This is a genomic window from Nocardiopsis xinjiangensis YIM 90004 (assembly GCF_000341145.1).
GTDB lineage: Bacteria > Actinomycetota > Actinomycetes > Streptosporangiales > Streptosporangiaceae > Nocardiopsis > Nocardiopsis xinjiangensis.
On the sequence record NZ_ANBE01000009.1, the window covers coordinates 155,386 to 168,801 of the forward strand.

12 protein-coding genes are annotated in these 13,416 nt (G+C 71.0%); 6 read left to right on the forward strand and 6 right to left on the reverse strand.

Translation table 11 applies throughout. The features are described 5' to 3' along the window. Positions 1-68 precede the first annotated feature (68 nt). The 3 genes from D473_RS0106710 (at position 69) to D473_RS0106720 (ending at position 3,177) form a co-directional block, all read left to right on the forward strand. Positions 69-1,421, forward strand: a complete 1,353-nt coding sequence (locus D473_RS0106710; RefSeq protein ID WP_017608312.1) for a phosphomannomutase/phosphoglucomutase — start codon at positions 69-71, stop codon at positions 1,419-1,421. 71 nt (positions 1,422-1,492) lie between these two features. Further along, entirely contained in the window at positions 1,493-1,669 is a 177-nt protein-coding gene (locus D473_RS26375) for a Trm112 family protein (RefSeq protein WP_017608313.1), read from the forward strand. Positions 1,670-1,827: 158 nt separating this feature from the next. Next, entirely contained in the window at positions 1,828-3,177 is a 1,350-nt protein-coding gene (locus D473_RS0106720) for a serine/threonine-protein kinase (RefSeq protein ID WP_026126681.1), read from the forward strand. A 25-nt stretch (positions 3,178-3,202) separates the two neighbouring features. Here D473_RS0106720 and D473_RS0106725 read toward each other — a convergent pair whose 3' ends face one another. After that, the gene (locus tag D473_RS0106725; RefSeq protein WP_017608314.1) at positions 3,203-4,333 is read right to left on the reverse strand and encodes a hypothetical protein; all 1,131 of its coding nucleotides are present in this window, start codon (positions 4,331-4,333) and stop codon (positions 3,203-3,205) included. A 114-nt stretch (positions 4,334-4,447) separates the two neighbouring features. Then, positions 4,448-4,873 (reverse strand): MerR family transcriptional regulator, encoded by a 426-nt coding sequence (locus tag D473_RS0106730; RefSeq protein WP_017608315.1) that lies wholly within the window; start codon positions 4,871-4,873, stop codon positions 4,448-4,450. A 128-nt stretch (positions 4,874-5,001) separates the two neighbouring features. On the opposite strand from D473_RS0106730, the gene ahcY (D473_RS0106735) reads away from it, so the two are divergent. After that, a complete protein-coding gene (gene ahcY / locus D473_RS0106735; protein ID WP_017608316.1) occupies positions 5,002-6,438 on the forward strand; it encodes an adenosylhomocysteinase in 1,437 nt (478 codons plus the stop codon). Between the two features lie 17 nt (positions 6,439-6,455). Continuing rightward, positions 6,456-7,718 carry an adenosylhomocysteinase gene (gene ahcY / locus D473_RS0106740; RefSeq protein WP_017608317.1) on the forward strand — a complete coding sequence of 421 codons (1,263 nt, stop codon included), beginning with the start codon at positions 6,456-6,458 and terminating at the stop codon, positions 7,716-7,718. 43 nt (positions 7,719-7,761) lie between these two features. On the opposite strand, the gene D473_RS0106745 is transcribed toward ahcY (D473_RS0106740), so the two are convergent. Beyond that, positions 7,762-8,604, reverse strand: coding sequence for an RDD family protein (locus D473_RS0106745; protein ID WP_088177545.1), 843 nt, complete (start codon positions 8,602-8,604; stop codon positions 7,762-7,764). Positions 8,605-8,719: 115 nt separating this feature from the next. On the opposite strand from D473_RS0106745, the gene D473_RS0106750 reads away from it, so the two are divergent. After that, the gene (locus D473_RS0106750) at positions 8,720-9,727 is read left to right on the forward strand and encodes a stage II sporulation protein M (protein ID WP_017608318.1); all 1,008 of its coding nucleotides are present in this window, start codon (positions 8,720-8,722) and stop codon (positions 9,725-9,727) included. 40 nt (positions 9,728-9,767) lie between these two features. Here D473_RS0106750 and D473_RS0106755 read toward each other — a convergent pair whose 3' ends face one another. From D473_RS0106755 to D473_RS0106765, 3 genes are all read right to left on the reverse strand, one after another. After that, positions 9,768-10,988, reverse strand: a complete 1,221-nt coding sequence (locus tag D473_RS0106755) for an ATP-binding protein (protein WP_152436779.1) — start codon at positions 10,986-10,988, stop codon at positions 9,768-9,770. A 109-nt stretch (positions 10,989-11,097) separates the two neighbouring features. Further along, on the reverse strand, positions 11,098-12,396 hold the full coding sequence (locus D473_RS0106760; protein WP_017608320.1) for a DUF58 domain-containing protein: 1,299 nt from the start codon (positions 12,394-12,396) through the stop codon (positions 11,098-11,100). Next, positions 12,396-13,382 carry an AAA family ATPase gene (locus tag D473_RS0106765; RefSeq protein ID WP_017608321.1) on the reverse strand — a complete coding sequence of 329 codons (987 nt, stop codon included), beginning with the start codon at positions 13,380-13,382 and terminating at the stop codon, positions 12,396-12,398. The genes D473_RS0106760 and D473_RS0106765 overlap by 1 nt, the downstream gene beginning before the upstream one ends. Positions 13,383-13,416 lie beyond the last annotated feature (34 nt).

The following is a 13,416-nucleotide window of genomic DNA, read 5'->3' on the forward strand; positions in this document are numbered from 1 at the left end:
GGCGCGCTTGCTAACTTTGTTACGCGCACCCGGCCCCCAGCAGGACCCACCGGAGAACCGGAGAAGACGTGGCTGATCTCGCAAGCATCTTCAAGGCCTACGACGTACGCGGCCTCGTGCCCGACACCCTCGACAGCGCGACCGCGCACGCCATCGGCGCCGCCTTCGCCCGTGTGGTGGGCGGAGCCGCCGTGGTCGTGGCGTACGACATGCGTCCCTCCTCACCGGGGCTGACCGAGGCCTTCGCCGAAGGGGTGACGAGCCAGGGCGTGGACGTGGTCGATGCCGGGCTCGGCTCCACCGACCTGCTCTACTACGCCTCGGGCGAGCTCGACCTGCCGGGGGCGATGTTCACCGCCAGCCACAACCCCGCTCAGTACAACGGCATCAAGATGTGCCGGGCCGGGGCGGCCCCCTTGAGCTCCGACACCGGGCTCGAGGAGATCCGGCGGCTCGCCGAGCAGGGGGTGCCGGCCCACGACGGCCCGGTCGGCACCGTGACCCGCCGCGACCTGCTCCAGGGGTACGCCGAGTACCTGCGCGGCCTCGTCGACCTGTCCGGCATCCGCCCCCTGAAGGTTGCCGTGGACGCCGGCAACGGGATGGGCGGGCACACGGTCCCCACCGTGCTCGGGCAGGGTCTGCCGTTGGAGATCGTGCCCCTGTACTTCGAACTCGACGGTACTTTCCCCAATCACCCCGCCAACCCGCTCGATCCCGACAACATCGTCGACCTGCAGGCGAAGGTCCGCGAGACCGGGGCCGACATCGGCCTGGCCTTCGACGGTGATGCCGACCGGTGCTTCGTCGTGGACGAGCGCGGAGAACCGGTCCCGCCGTCGGCCGTGACCGCGTTGGTGGCGGTCCAGGAGCTCGCACGCGAACCCGGGTCCACCATCATCCACAACCTCATCACTTCGCAGGCGGTCCCCGAGATCGTCGCCGAGAACGGTGGTGATCCCGTGCGCACGCGCGTGGGGCACTCTTTCATCAAGGCGACCATGGCCGAGACCGGTGCGATCTTCGGCGGGGAGCACTCCGCCCACTACTACTTCCGCGACTTCTGGCGCGCCGACACCGGTATGCTCGCGGCGATGCACGTCCTGCGGGTCCTGGGCGCCGACATCCGGCCCCTCTCGGAGATCACACGGGAGTACACCCGTTACGCGGCCTCCGGCGAGGTCAACTCCGAGGTCGCGGACGCACCCGGGCGCATGGTGGCGGTCCGGGAGGCCTTCGAGGGGCGTGACGGGGTCACTGTCGACGAACTCGACGGGCTCAGCGTGTCCCTGCCCGACGGGTCCTGGTTCAACCTGCGCGCCTCCAACACCGAACCGCTGTTGCGGCTCAATGTCGAGGCGCCCGACGACGACGGCGTCGCGCAGCTGCGCGACGGGGTCCTGGCGATCGTGCGGTCCTGACCAGCCATGATGGGGGTGCGGGGTGGTTGCGGCCGACCCGCACCCGCACACCGAGACGAGGAACGAGAACCATGAGCACGAAGATCGACGGCTGGCTGTTGGAGATCCTGGCCTGCCCTCAGAGCCAGGCCCCGCTCCGCCACGACCCGGAGACCGACGAACTCGTCTGTGAGGAGAGCAGACTCGCCTACCCGATCCGTGACGGCATCCCCGTGCTGCTCGTGGACGAGGCGAGAAGTATCGATTGAGGGTCGGACGGAACGGGATCGGCGTTTCGGCAGTCTTATCGGGTAACGCCAGAGTGGGACGAACCCTCACGGGGCGGGCGTAAGGCGCCGCCGTGTCCGGGGAGACCCGTACCCTGGCACTCGCCCTCGTAGTACGACGACCTCCCTGGAGGAGACCGATGGCCGGCCCCCAAGCGCTCACGCCGAGCGACCCCTCGGCGTTCGGTGAGTACAGCGTGACCGGTCGCCTGGGAAAGGGCGGCCAGGGGGTGGTCTATCTCGCCGAGGACGGCGACGGTGAGGAGTACGCCGTCAAGGTCCTCAACGACCAATGGGCCGAGGACTCCGATCTGCGCAAGCGGTTCGTCAAGGAGGTCCAGGCCGCGCAGAAGGTCGCCTCCTTCTGCACGGCCGCGATCATCGACGCCCAGCTCGACGAGGACCCGCCCTACGTCGTCAGTGAGTTCGTTCCCGGCAAGGATCTGCAGGAGACGGTCTCCCAGGCCGGCATCCAGCGCGGCAGCAAGCTGCAGCGCCTGGCGGTGTCCACGGCCACGGCGCTGGTGGCCATCCACAAGGCCGGGATCGTCCACCGCGACTTCAAGCCCGGAAACGTACTCCTGGGCCCGGACGGCCCGCGGGTCATCGACTTCGGTATCGCCCGGGTCGACGACGGCACCGCCACCATGACCAACTCGATCGTGGGCACCCCCTCCTACATGGCGCCCGAGCAGATCGAGGGCCGCGGCATCACCGACAAGTGCGACATTTTCGCGTGGGGCTGCGTCATGGCTTTCGCCTCCACGGGGCGGGCCCCGTTCGGTTCCGACACCGTGCCCGCGGTCGTGCACCGGGTGGTGACCGCACCGCCGGACCTCGACGGGCTCGACGAGAACCTCCGCACGATCGTCGAGTCGTGCCTGGACAAGGACCCGCAGAACCGGCCCAACGCCCAGACCCTGCTGATGCGTCTGCTCGGCCACGACGACGTCCCCGCGGGGAGCAGCTCCACCGACGAGGCCGTCAAGCAGGGCGAGCAGATCGCACAGACCGGTGTGCTGACCGGCGGGCAGACCCCGTTCCCCCAGCCGCCGCCGCAGTACCCCACGGGCGGGCAGCCCCCCATGACCTCCGACCCGCGGACGGCCCCCGGCCCGGGGGTGTCCGATCCCCGGCACGGCATGGGTACGGCACAGCCGCCCATGACTTCCGACCCGCGCCAAGGGTTCGGCCCGCCCCCGGCTACGTCGAACCCGCAGCCCGGTTTCACCGGACCGCCTCCGGGAACCTCCGACCCGCGCCAGGGCATGCCGCCGAACCCGTACGGGCCCGCCACACCGCCGCCGCACGGGGCACCCATGGCCGGGATGAACCCGAACCAGACCTACGCCCGGCCCGTGCCGCAGCAGCCGATGCCGCCCCAGGAGGAGCAGGACTCCCTGCTGCAGCAGAGCTGGCTGATCCCGGCGGTGCTCATCACCATCGTCATCCTGCTCCTGGTGCTGGCACTGGTGGCGCTGAGCGGCTGACCGGGACCGGACGGCAACGCCGGGTTCACGCTCGGGTGAGCTGGTCCATCGCCCGCGACAGGGCCTCGTCGATGAGATCGCGGATGAGCGGCCGACGATCGTCCGCGGAGTCGTTGGGCATCACGGTCACCCCGTCGACATCGGCCATGAGCGGGGCCTCGCGCGCCCCTGCGCCGGTGGTCGCACGCGCGTCCGCCGTCACCGCGAGCACCCCGGCCGAGGCGGGACCCACCTCCTGCACGATGACGTACAGGTCCAGGGCCGCCTCACCGAGGGCCAGGGACAGGCAGCCCCACCAGTGGTCGGCCCCCGGTGTCAGCAACGCCCGTTCCGGCGGCGCGGCCACCGCCTGAGGGACCTGCTGCGCACTTCCCGCGTGTACGTCGGCGCGGGCGTCCGTGTCCAGGGATCCGAGTACCTGCAGCAACGGACCGCGGCGCTCGTGCAGGTGCTCCAGGGCCCGCCGGTGGATCGCGGCGGCCAGCGGCGGGGCCGAGACGCGTGCCGTACCCGGACGGGACGGCGACCGGCTCAGTTCGGTGCGCAGGGACGTGGCCACGAGCCGGGCGAGGTGGCGGGCGCACAGATCGATCCGGCGCGACCCTCCCGCCGCCGTACACGCAGGCACCCCCGGATCGGGCACCAGCGGTGGGAAATCGGCCCGCTGCAGGACGAGGGAGGACAGGACCCACGGGAGTATCCACCCGGGGCCGCCGTCGGCCTCCTCGGGTGCGGTCTCGCGCAGGGCCTCCACACACGTCACGTAGGTGTGCACCGCGCGAACGACCGGGTGCCCCGGAGCGGAGGCGGCCCGGGCGATGTCCGCGGCGTGTGCTTCGGCCAACCGGGGGCAGCGGCCGGTCCCGGGACCGGGAAGTGACGTGGCACGCTCGGCGAGCTCGGCGACGTAGTCGGACGTGATCGCACGCCCGGACATCTCCTCGGAGGCGGTGGCCTCCAACAACTCGGCCAGGGCGGGGCCGCCACCGAGATCGTAGGAGCTGCGGCGGGCCGGCTCCCGGCGGGCCAGGGCGCGTTCCTCAGGCGAGCCGCGGTGCTCGGCCCAGACCGTACGCAGCCTGTCCAGGTCGTCGAGGTCGGGGCGCAGATGCCCTTCGATGGCCCGGGAGGTCGCGTCGCCGCTCAGCGTATCCACGTCAGTGTCCGTAGCCCGTGGGCCCTTTGCCAAAACATGTCCGGAAGCTGAACCGGTGTCCGTGACCGGACGCGGACGTCCGTGAACCCGGGGTGGCCCGTGCGCGTCGCGGGTTCAGAGCCGGGGCCGGGGCCGGGATCCGTGCAGGAGCCGCATCGCCTTCTCCTTCTCGAAATCCATCGCGCGGGCGGGAGCGGCGCTCAGACGGCCCAGGCGTTCGCCGTGCCGGCGCACGCGGACCAGCAGTTCCGGTTCGGCCAGTACCCGCAGCGCGAACGCGAGCGCGGCCGGGGGGATGTCGAGCTCGCGTTCCATCTCCAGGCCGGCCCCGATGGTGGCCAGGTCCTCCTCGGTGAAGCGCCGGTGCCGGTGCCCGCGCCCGGTCGGCGAGTCCTGGGTGCGGGGGAGCAGTCCCAGGGCCTCCCGGTAGCGAAGCATGCGCGCCGTGGTGCCCACGAGCTCGGCCGCGGTGGAGATCGGCACTGCACCGGACGCGTCGTGGATCGGTGCGTGCAGGTGCGAGGTGTCGTGGGCGGCCATGCCCGTGACCCTAACTCACGGCCGTCCCCCGCAACGGCAAATCTGACAACGCAACGTCAGGTTTGTGCTGTAGAGCGGTGTACGACCCTAGAATCATGGAGCCACCACAAGTCACGAGTGAGGAATGCATGGCTTTCGACTACAAGGTCGCCGATCTTTCCCTGTCCGACTTCGGTCGCGACGAGATCCGTCTCGCCGAGCACGAGATGCCCGGCCTCATGGCCACCCGTGCTGAGTACGGGGACAGCAAGCCGCTCCGGGGCGCCCGGATCATGGGCTCGCTGCACATGACCGTGCAGACCGCGGTCCTCATCGAGACCCTGGTCGCTCTCGGCGCCGAGGTGCGCTGGGTGAGCTGCAACATCTTCTCGACCCAGGACCACGCCGCTGCCGCTGCCGTCGTGGGGCCCGACGGGACCCCCGACAACCCCAAGGGTGTGCCGGTCTTCGCCTGGAAGGGCGAGACGCTGGAGGAGTACTGGTGGTGCACCGAGCAGGCGCTGACCTGGCCCGGCGGTGAAGGCCCCAACATGATCCTGGACGACGGCGGCGACGCCACCATGCTCGTCCACAAGGGTGCCGAGTTCGAGCGCGCCGGCGCGGTCCCCGAGCCCTCGGCCGACGACGCCGATGAGTTCAAGGTCGTCCTGGGCCTGCTCAAGAAGAGCCTGAAGCAGGACTCCGGCAAGTGGACCAAGATCGCCGAGGGCATCAAGGGCGTCTCCGAGGAGACCACCACCGGTGTCCTGCGCCTGTACGAGATGCAGCGCGAGGGCACGCTGGCCTTCCCCGCGATCAACGTCAACGACTCGGTCACCAAGAGCAAGTTCGACAACAAGTACGGCATCCGCCACTCGCTGCCGGACGGCATCATGCGTGCCACCGACGTCCTCATCGGCGGCAAGATCGCCGTCATCTGCGGTTACGGTGACGTCGGCAAGGGCTCGGCCGACGCCATGCGCGGCCAGGGTGCCCGGGTCATCGTCACCGAGATCGACCCGATCAACGCCCTGCAGGCCGCTATGGACGGCTACCAGGTCGCCAGCCTGGAGTCCGTGATCGACACTGGTGACATCTTCATCACCACCACCGGTAACTTCAACGTGATCATGACCGAGCACATGGCCGGCATGAAGCACCAGGCCATCATCGGTAACGTCGGCCACTTCGACAACGAGATCGACATGGCCGGCCTCGAGCAGGTCAAGGGCATCACCAAGAAGGAGATCAAGCCGCAGGTCCACGAGTGGACCTTCCCCGAGGGCAAGTCGATCCTGGTGCTGTCGGAGGGCCGACTGCTCAACCTGGGCAACGCCACCGGCCACCCCAGCTTCGTCATGTCCAACAGCTTTACCAACCAGGTGATCGCGCAGATCGAGCTGTTCGCCAAGACCGACGAGTACCCCACGGGCGTCTACACGCTGCCCAAGATCCTCGACGAGAAGGTCGCCCGCCTGCACCTGGACGCTCTCGGTGTCGAGCTCACCACGCTCACCAAGGAGCAGGCCGAGTACATCGGTGTCGACGTCGCCGGCCCCTACAAGCCCGAGCACTACCGCTACTGAGGGACCGCAGCGACCACATGAAACTACCCTCCCACGAGGTGGCGGACCTCGGCCTTGCTCAGGCCGGGGTCCGCCGGGTCGATTGGGCCGAACGCTCGATGCCGGTCCTGCGCAGCGTCCGCGAACGTTTCGCGGAGGAACGCCCCCTGGAGGGATTGCGCGTCGCCGTGTGCATGCACGTCACAGCCGAGACCGCGAACCTGCTGCGGGCGATGCGGGCGGGTGGCGCCGAGGTGTGGCTGGCCGCGTCCAACCCGCTCTCCACCCAGGACGACACCGCAGCCGCGCTCGTCACCGAGTACGGGGTGTCGGTGCATGCCTGGGCCGGGATGGACACCGCCGCCTACGACCGCAACCTCGTCACCATTCTGGAATCCCGGCCGCACCTGCTGCTCGACGACGGGTGCGACCTGGTCAACACCGTGCATCTGCTCCGCCCCGACCTCCTCGACGGGGTGCTGGGCGGCTGCGAGCAGACCACCACCGGGGTCATCCGGCTGCGCCGCATGAGCGCCGAGGGCGAGCTGCGGATGCCCATGGCCGCGGTGAACGACACCGCCACCAAGCGGATGTTCGACAACCGCTACGGCACCGGACAGTCCACGATCGACGGGATCCTGCGTGCCACCAATGCCCTGATGGCCGGCCGCACCTTCGTCGTCGCCGGGTTCGGTTATTGCGGCCGCGGCCTCGCCGAACGCGCCCGAGGTATGGGCGCCCGCGTCGTGGTGACCGAGGTCGACCCGGTCAAGGCCCTGGACGCCGTCATGCAGGGCTACACCGTCACCACCATGGACGAGGCCGCCTCCATGGGCGACGTCTTCGTCACCGTCACCGGCAATCGCGACGTCATCGCCGCCCGCCACCTGGCCCGGATGCGTGACGGTGCGGTGCTCGCCAACTCCGGCCACTTCGACCTCGAGATCGAGCTGGACGCCTTGGCGCGGATGGCGGTCGAGGTCAACCCGGGCGTACGTGAGCAGGCCGACGAGTACGTGCTCGCCGATGGGCGGCGTTTGTTGTTGCTCTCCGAAGGGCGCCTGGTCAACCTGGGTGCCGCCGAGGGGCATCCGGCCGCCGTCATGGACCTGTCGTTCGCGGTGCACGCACTGACCACAGCCTGGCTCGCCGCCAACCACACGGAGTTGGAACCCGGCGTCGTGGAGGTTCCCGACGCCACCGACACCGAGGTCGCCCGGCTCGAACTGGCCGCGCTGGGCGTGGGCATCGACGCCCTCAGCCCGGAGCAGGAGGACTACCTGCGCTCCTGGCACGTCTGAGGCGCAGGCGCACTCGGGGCCGTGCCGGAACCGGGGGACCGGATCAGGCCGGGAAGCGGCCGCCGGAGAACCGCTCGTGCCCCTGGCCCGGGGCACCGTTCCCGGCCTCGGAAGCCATGCCGCGCCGGCGCCGCTCCGCCAGCACCGCCGCCAGGAAGTAGGGCGGTGAGGTTCCCGGAGGCGGGGGCGGGCTCACCTGCGCGGCGACCGTCTCCGCCAACCGGATGCCCAGTTCGTACCGGGTGTGCTCGGCCAGCTCGTCGTAGCGCAGCACGTACTGGCGCGCGTCCGCGGCCGTCTCCGGGGACAGGCCCGAGAGCTCGGCGTTGGCGGCCCAACCCGCCAGCTGCGGCGGCATGGTGATGGTCTCGTTGCGGCGGCGGCCCGTGCGCTCCTCCACCACGGTCGTTCCGGCCACGAAGTCGCCCAGACGGCGCCCGTCCCGGTTGATCAGGGAGGTGATGAGCGCGACCATGCCCGTGGTCATCCACACTTCGACGACGGACATGAGCGCACGTCCCAGCGCCTGCCGGAACCGCTCGGGGGAGCCGTCCGTGCCCACCACGCGCAACCCGAGTGCGAGCTTGCCCAGGGACCGGCCCCGGGAGAGGGTCTCGAAGGCCGTCGGATACCCGACGAGCACCAGGATGGAGAGTCCCAGCGTCAGTGCCGCCAGTGCCGCCTCGTCCAGGCCCGTGCTCATCCACGACCCCAGCATCCCCAGTGCCACCAGCAGGATGACCTGCAACAGCATGTCGATGACCAGGGCGATCGCTCGGGTGGCGAACCCCGCCGGACGCAGTTCGAGGACCACGGCATCACCCGTGACCAGGGGTGTCGACCCGTACGGATCGTCGTGGACCGGGCCACCGCCGGGATAGGACACCAACTCACGCTCCCTCGGGCTCTGCCGCGCACGTACCCGTCGACACTACCCGCCCACCAGGAACGCCGTACCGCCCCGGGGCGTGCCCCGGGAACGATCGAGTAGGGTCCGAAGTGTGGATATCGACGTGTTCGCGGCGACACACGCCCAGGAGTGGAAACGACTGGACGAACTGGTCCGGCGGCGGCGCTCGCTCTCGGGTGGGGAGGTCGACGAGCTCGTCGACCTCTACCAGCGCGTCTCCACCCATCTGTCCGCGGTGCGTTCGGCCGGGCAGGACCCCAACCTGGTCGCCCGCCTCTCGGCGCTGGTCGCCCGGGCCCGATCCGCCGTGACCGGCGCTCACTCCTCCTCCTTGGGCGAGATCGCCGGTTTCTTCACCCGTACCTTCCCCGGCACCCTCTACCGCCTGCGCTGGTGGTGGATCGGGGCCAGCGCGGGGACCCTGCTCGTGGCCTTCCTCGCCGGCGCCTGGGTGGTGCTCAACCCCGACGTCCTCAACGCACTGCAGACCCCGGAGGCCATGCGGCAGTACGTGGAGCACGACTTCGCCAACTACTACGCCGAGAACCCGGGGACCTCCTTCTCGGCCCAGGTGTGGACCAACAACGCCTGGGTCGCGGCACAGGCCATCGTCTTCGGCGCGTTCCTGGCCCTGCCGACCATCGCGGTGCTCGCGATGAACGGTGCGGGCATCGGCTCCTCGGCCGGGATGATGATCGCGCACGGCCGCGGAGAGGAGTTCTTCTCCCTCATCCTCCCGCACGGCTTCTTGGAGTTGACCGCCGTCTTCGTCGCCGGAGGTGTGGGCCTCAAGCTCGGGTGGACGATCATCGCGCCCGGCGACCGCCCGCGCCTGCGCGCGCTCGGAGAGGAAGCACGCGCCGCCATGGCCGTCGCGCTGGGTCTGGTCGTGGTGCTGTTCGTGTCCGGTCTCGTCGAAGGCCTGGTCACCGGGAACATGGTGCGCGGCCACATCGCCACCCCGGTGGGCCTGGGGATCGGCTTCCTCGTCGAGGTGCTGTTCCTGGCGTACGTGTACACCGTCGGCAAGCGCGCGTACGGCGAGGGCGAGACCGGTGACATCCGGAGCGCGCCCGAGTCCGTGCCCGTGGCGGCCTAGGTCCGGAACCGGCGGGTGCGTTCTGCGGCCCGAGGTGCGCTCACGCCGAGTGGCCTGAATCCGGGGAAGGGCTTCCCTCCGCCCGCGCCCGGACGGCTTCGGACACCAGAGGATGCAGGTGCAGTTCCGTGTCCTTCTCGTTCCGAACGAGCCGGACCAGGCCGTGGAGGGCGAGCGTGTCGACGGCGCGAGCGCCTTCGGCCCCGTCGTCCAGGCACAGGGTCTCCTTTCGGAGAATCTCCGGGGCGAGGCGGCGCAGGGGGACCGGTGTCCCCTCGCCGCCGAGGTCCGACAACAGCCGGAGGATCGGGAGCGCTGCCGGCTCCCGGTCCACGACCAGTTCCAGGGACACGTGCAAGACCCCGGAGAGCAGGTCCTTTTCCTCTGGCGCGAAGGGTTCGGCGAGCGAGTCGAGGTGGGTCACCCCGTCCTCCTCCAGCCTCTTCAACAAGGCCCGGGCGTCGGGGAACAGGACCCGGTGCGCGGCCAGGATCCGGCCGGCGAGCGCGAGGGCCAGCGGTATTCCGCTCAGCCTCTCGGCCAGCTCCTCAGCGCCCGGAAGGGTCTCTTCACCGGCGTGGTCCGCGAGCGCCGCACCCGCCGCCGCGTTGCTGAGCTCACCGACCGTGTGCAGCTGAGCCGGAGCCCACAGCGCAGGATCGTCCACCCGGCTCGTCACCAGCACGAACCCGGCCGGGCTCGTCCGCAACCGGCCGACCTGTTCGCCGGGGCGATGGAGGGGGTCGAGCTCCTCGGGCCGGTCGGCGTTGTCGAAGACCAGGAGCCAGGGTTCGGGGGAGCGGTCCAGGTGCTGCCACGCCCAGCGTGCGGCGCGCTGGGGCGAGTCGCGTACCTCCTCGGCCTCGGACCGGGGACCGCCCGCCTCCACGGCGGCCTCGAGGAGCCCGGCGGAGACGTCGCCCGCGCGCACCCAGAACACCCGCCTGCCTTCGCCGCGCGCATGTGCGGCCAGCGCGGCGGCCACGGTGGTCTTGCCGAACCCGCCCGGGCCGGTGAGCACGTGCGGGACCGAGGTGCCCGAGCCCATCGCCGTGATGAGTTCCTCGAGCAGCCGTGTGCGCCCTCGGACGGCGGTCGCTGGGAGGGGAGGGGCGAGGGAGATGTCGGGGACAACGGTATCGGGGGCGTTTGTCTCCGGGACGGACGCCACGGTGAGGTGGTGGATGTCCCGTGCTTGCAGGAGCTGGCCATGGACGGTTCCTCGGGTGGTGTTGCCGAGGCGCGGGTCGCGAGGGGGCATGCCGTCCATGGTGCCCAACACGCAAGGTGGGTGGAAGCCCGCTCCGGTCCCGGACCCGTTGGGGAGGCCGGGGCCCGCGCGGGAGGTGCACCTGCCGCGCGGGCCCCGGCTACAACCGTCCCTGGGCCTTCAGGTTGATGTAGGCGTCGGCGAGGGCCGGAGCGATGTGCTCGGGGCCGGCGTCGACCACCTCCGCGCCCATCTGCCGCAGATCCGCCGTCACACGGCGCCGCTCGGCGAGGGTGCGTTCGGCCGAGGCGGCACGGTACAGGGCCTCCGGGGTTCCGCGCTCCTCCGCCATCGCGTCGACCTCGGGGTCGCGGACCGAGGCGACCAGGAGCAGGTGGCGCGAGGTCAGCGCGGGCAGGCGGGGGAGCAGGTTCTCCTCCAGCGCGGCCGCGTTGAGGTCGGTCAGCAGTACCACGAGCTTGCGGGTACGGCCCTGCGCCATGACGGTGCCTGCCATACCCGCCGGGTCGGATTCCACCAGCGCGGCCTCCAGCGGGGCCATCGCCGTCACCAGCTGCTCGATCTGGCTGCCCTTGCTCCCCGAACGCACCTGGGCGCGCACGCGGCGGTCGTAGGCGAGGAAGTCCACCCGGTCACCCGCACGCCCGGCCAGTGCCGCCAGCAGCAGCGCCGCGTCCATGGAGTGGTCCAGACGCGGGGTGTCGCCCACCCGGCCCGCGGAGGTGCGGCCGGTGTCGAGCACGATGAGGATCCGCCGGTCCCGCTCCGGGCGCCACGTACGTACAACGACCCCGTCGTTGCGGGCGGTCGCACGCCAGTCGATGGAACGCACGTCGTCGCCGCGCACGTAGTCCCGCAGGGAGTCGAACTCGCTCCCCTGGCCCCGCACCATCGCGGTGTGCTGGCCCTCCAGCTCCCGCAGCCGCGAGAGCTTTCCGGGCAGGTGGCGGCGGCTGTGGAAGGGCGGCAGCACCCGCACGGTCCACGGCGCCGACAGGGTCCTCTGCCGCCCCGCCAGGCCCAGCGGCCCGAGGGTGCGCACCGTGACCCCCGCGGCCCGGACGTCGCCGCGCCGGGTCGGGGTGAGTACCACACCGACCCGCCGGCGCTCGCCGCCCGTGACCCGCACCGGCGCCGACCGGGGTTCCACATGTGCGCTCGGCGGCCACGCGTCGCGCACACGCCCGCGCAGGGTGCGCCGTGTCGGGTTGTGCAGCACCAGGGACAGCGTCGCGGCCTCACCCAACCGCAGAGACGTGTCGCCCTCGCGTGTCAGACGCATGGCGCGCGGGCTCGCCGCGAGCAGCACGTCCAGCACGAGCAGGGCCACCACCACGGCCAACGAGACCGCTGTGACCTGCGGACTGATCTGGCCGGAGACCAGCACCGCCCCTACCGCGAGCAGAGCGAGTGCCACCGACCGGCCGGTGACCACCATCAGCGCGGCACCGGGACGGAAGCGAGCACGCCGTCGAGGACCCCGTCGGCCGTCGCGCCCTCCAGCTCCGCCTCGGGACGCAGCGAGACACGGTGCCGCAGGGTGCCCTTGGCGAGCGCCTTGACGTCGTCGGGGGTGACGTAGTCGCGGCCGCACAGCCACGCCCACGCCCGGCTGGTGCGCAACAGCGCGGTCGCACCACGGGGGGAAACACCCAGCCGCAGGGACGGCGACTGCCGGGTGGCCTGGGCCAGGTCCACGATGTAACCCAGTACCTCCGGCGCCATGTGCACGTGCTCCACGGCGTTCTGTGCGGCCTGCAGCTCACGGGCGCCGGCAACCGGGCGCACCCCCGCAGCGGCGAGGTCGCCGGGGTCGAAGCCCGCCGCGTGCCGGCCCAGCATGTCGACCTCGGCGGCACGCGGGGGCAGCCCCACCGTGACCTTGAGCAGGAACCGGTCCAGCTGCGCCTCCGGCAGCGGGTAGGTGCCCTCGTACTCCACCGGGTTCTGCGTCGCCGCCACCAGGAACGGCTCGGGGAGCGCGATCGGGTCGCCCTCCACCGTGACCTGGTGCTCCTCCATGGCCTCCAGGAGCGAGGCCTGCGTCTTGGGCGGGGTCCGGTTGATCTCGTCGGCCAGCATCAGGTTGGTGAAGACCGGGCCCCTGTGGAACTCGAACTTCGCGGTGTGCTGGTCGTAGACGAGGGAACCCGTGACGTCCCCGGGCATCAGGTCCGGGGTGAACTGCACCCGCTTGTGGTCCAGTGCCAGGGCCTCGGAGACGGTGCGCACCAGCAGCGTCTTGGCCACACCGGGCACACCCTCCATGAGGATGTGGCCCCGGCAGAGCAGTGCCACGACCATGCCGGTGACGGTCTCTTCCTGTCCCACGACCGCCTTGGCGACCTCGTGGCGCAGAGCGGTCAGAGCCTCTCGTGCCTGTTCGGCGGAGGGCAGCCCCTCGTCGGGTGTCAGGGCGCTCACGTGCGGCCCACCTCTCTCGAATACCTGTCGGTTG

Bases quoted from the DNA above. Each gene is read 5' to 3' on its own strand.
- ahcY (WP_017608316.1), top strand. From the start codon at position 5,002: ATGGCTTTCGACTACAAGGTCGCCGATCTTTCCCTGTCCGACTTCGGT.
- D473_RS0106760 (WP_017608320.1), bottom strand. From the start codon at position 12,396: ATGGTGGTCACCGGCCGGTCGGTGGCACTCGCTCTGCTCGCGGTAGGG.
- D473_RS0106730 (WP_017608315.1), bottom strand. From the start codon at position 4,873: ATGGCCGCCCACGACACCTCGCACCTGCACGCACCGATCCACGACGCG.
- D473_RS0106755 (WP_152436779.1), bottom strand. From the start codon at position 10,988: ATGCCCCCTCGCGACCCGCGCCTCGGCAACACCACCCGAGGAACCGTC.
- D473_RS0106720 (WP_026126681.1), top strand. From the start codon at position 1,828: ATGGCCGGCCCCCAAGCGCTCACGCCGAGCGACCCCTCGGCGTTCGGT.
- ahcY (WP_017608317.1), top strand. From the start codon at position 6,456: ATGAAACTACCCTCCCACGAGGTGGCGGACCTCGGCCTTGCTCAGGCC.
- D473_RS26375 (WP_017608313.1), top strand. From the start codon at position 1,493: ATGAGCACGAAGATCGACGGCTGGCTGTTGGAGATCCTGGCCTGCCCT.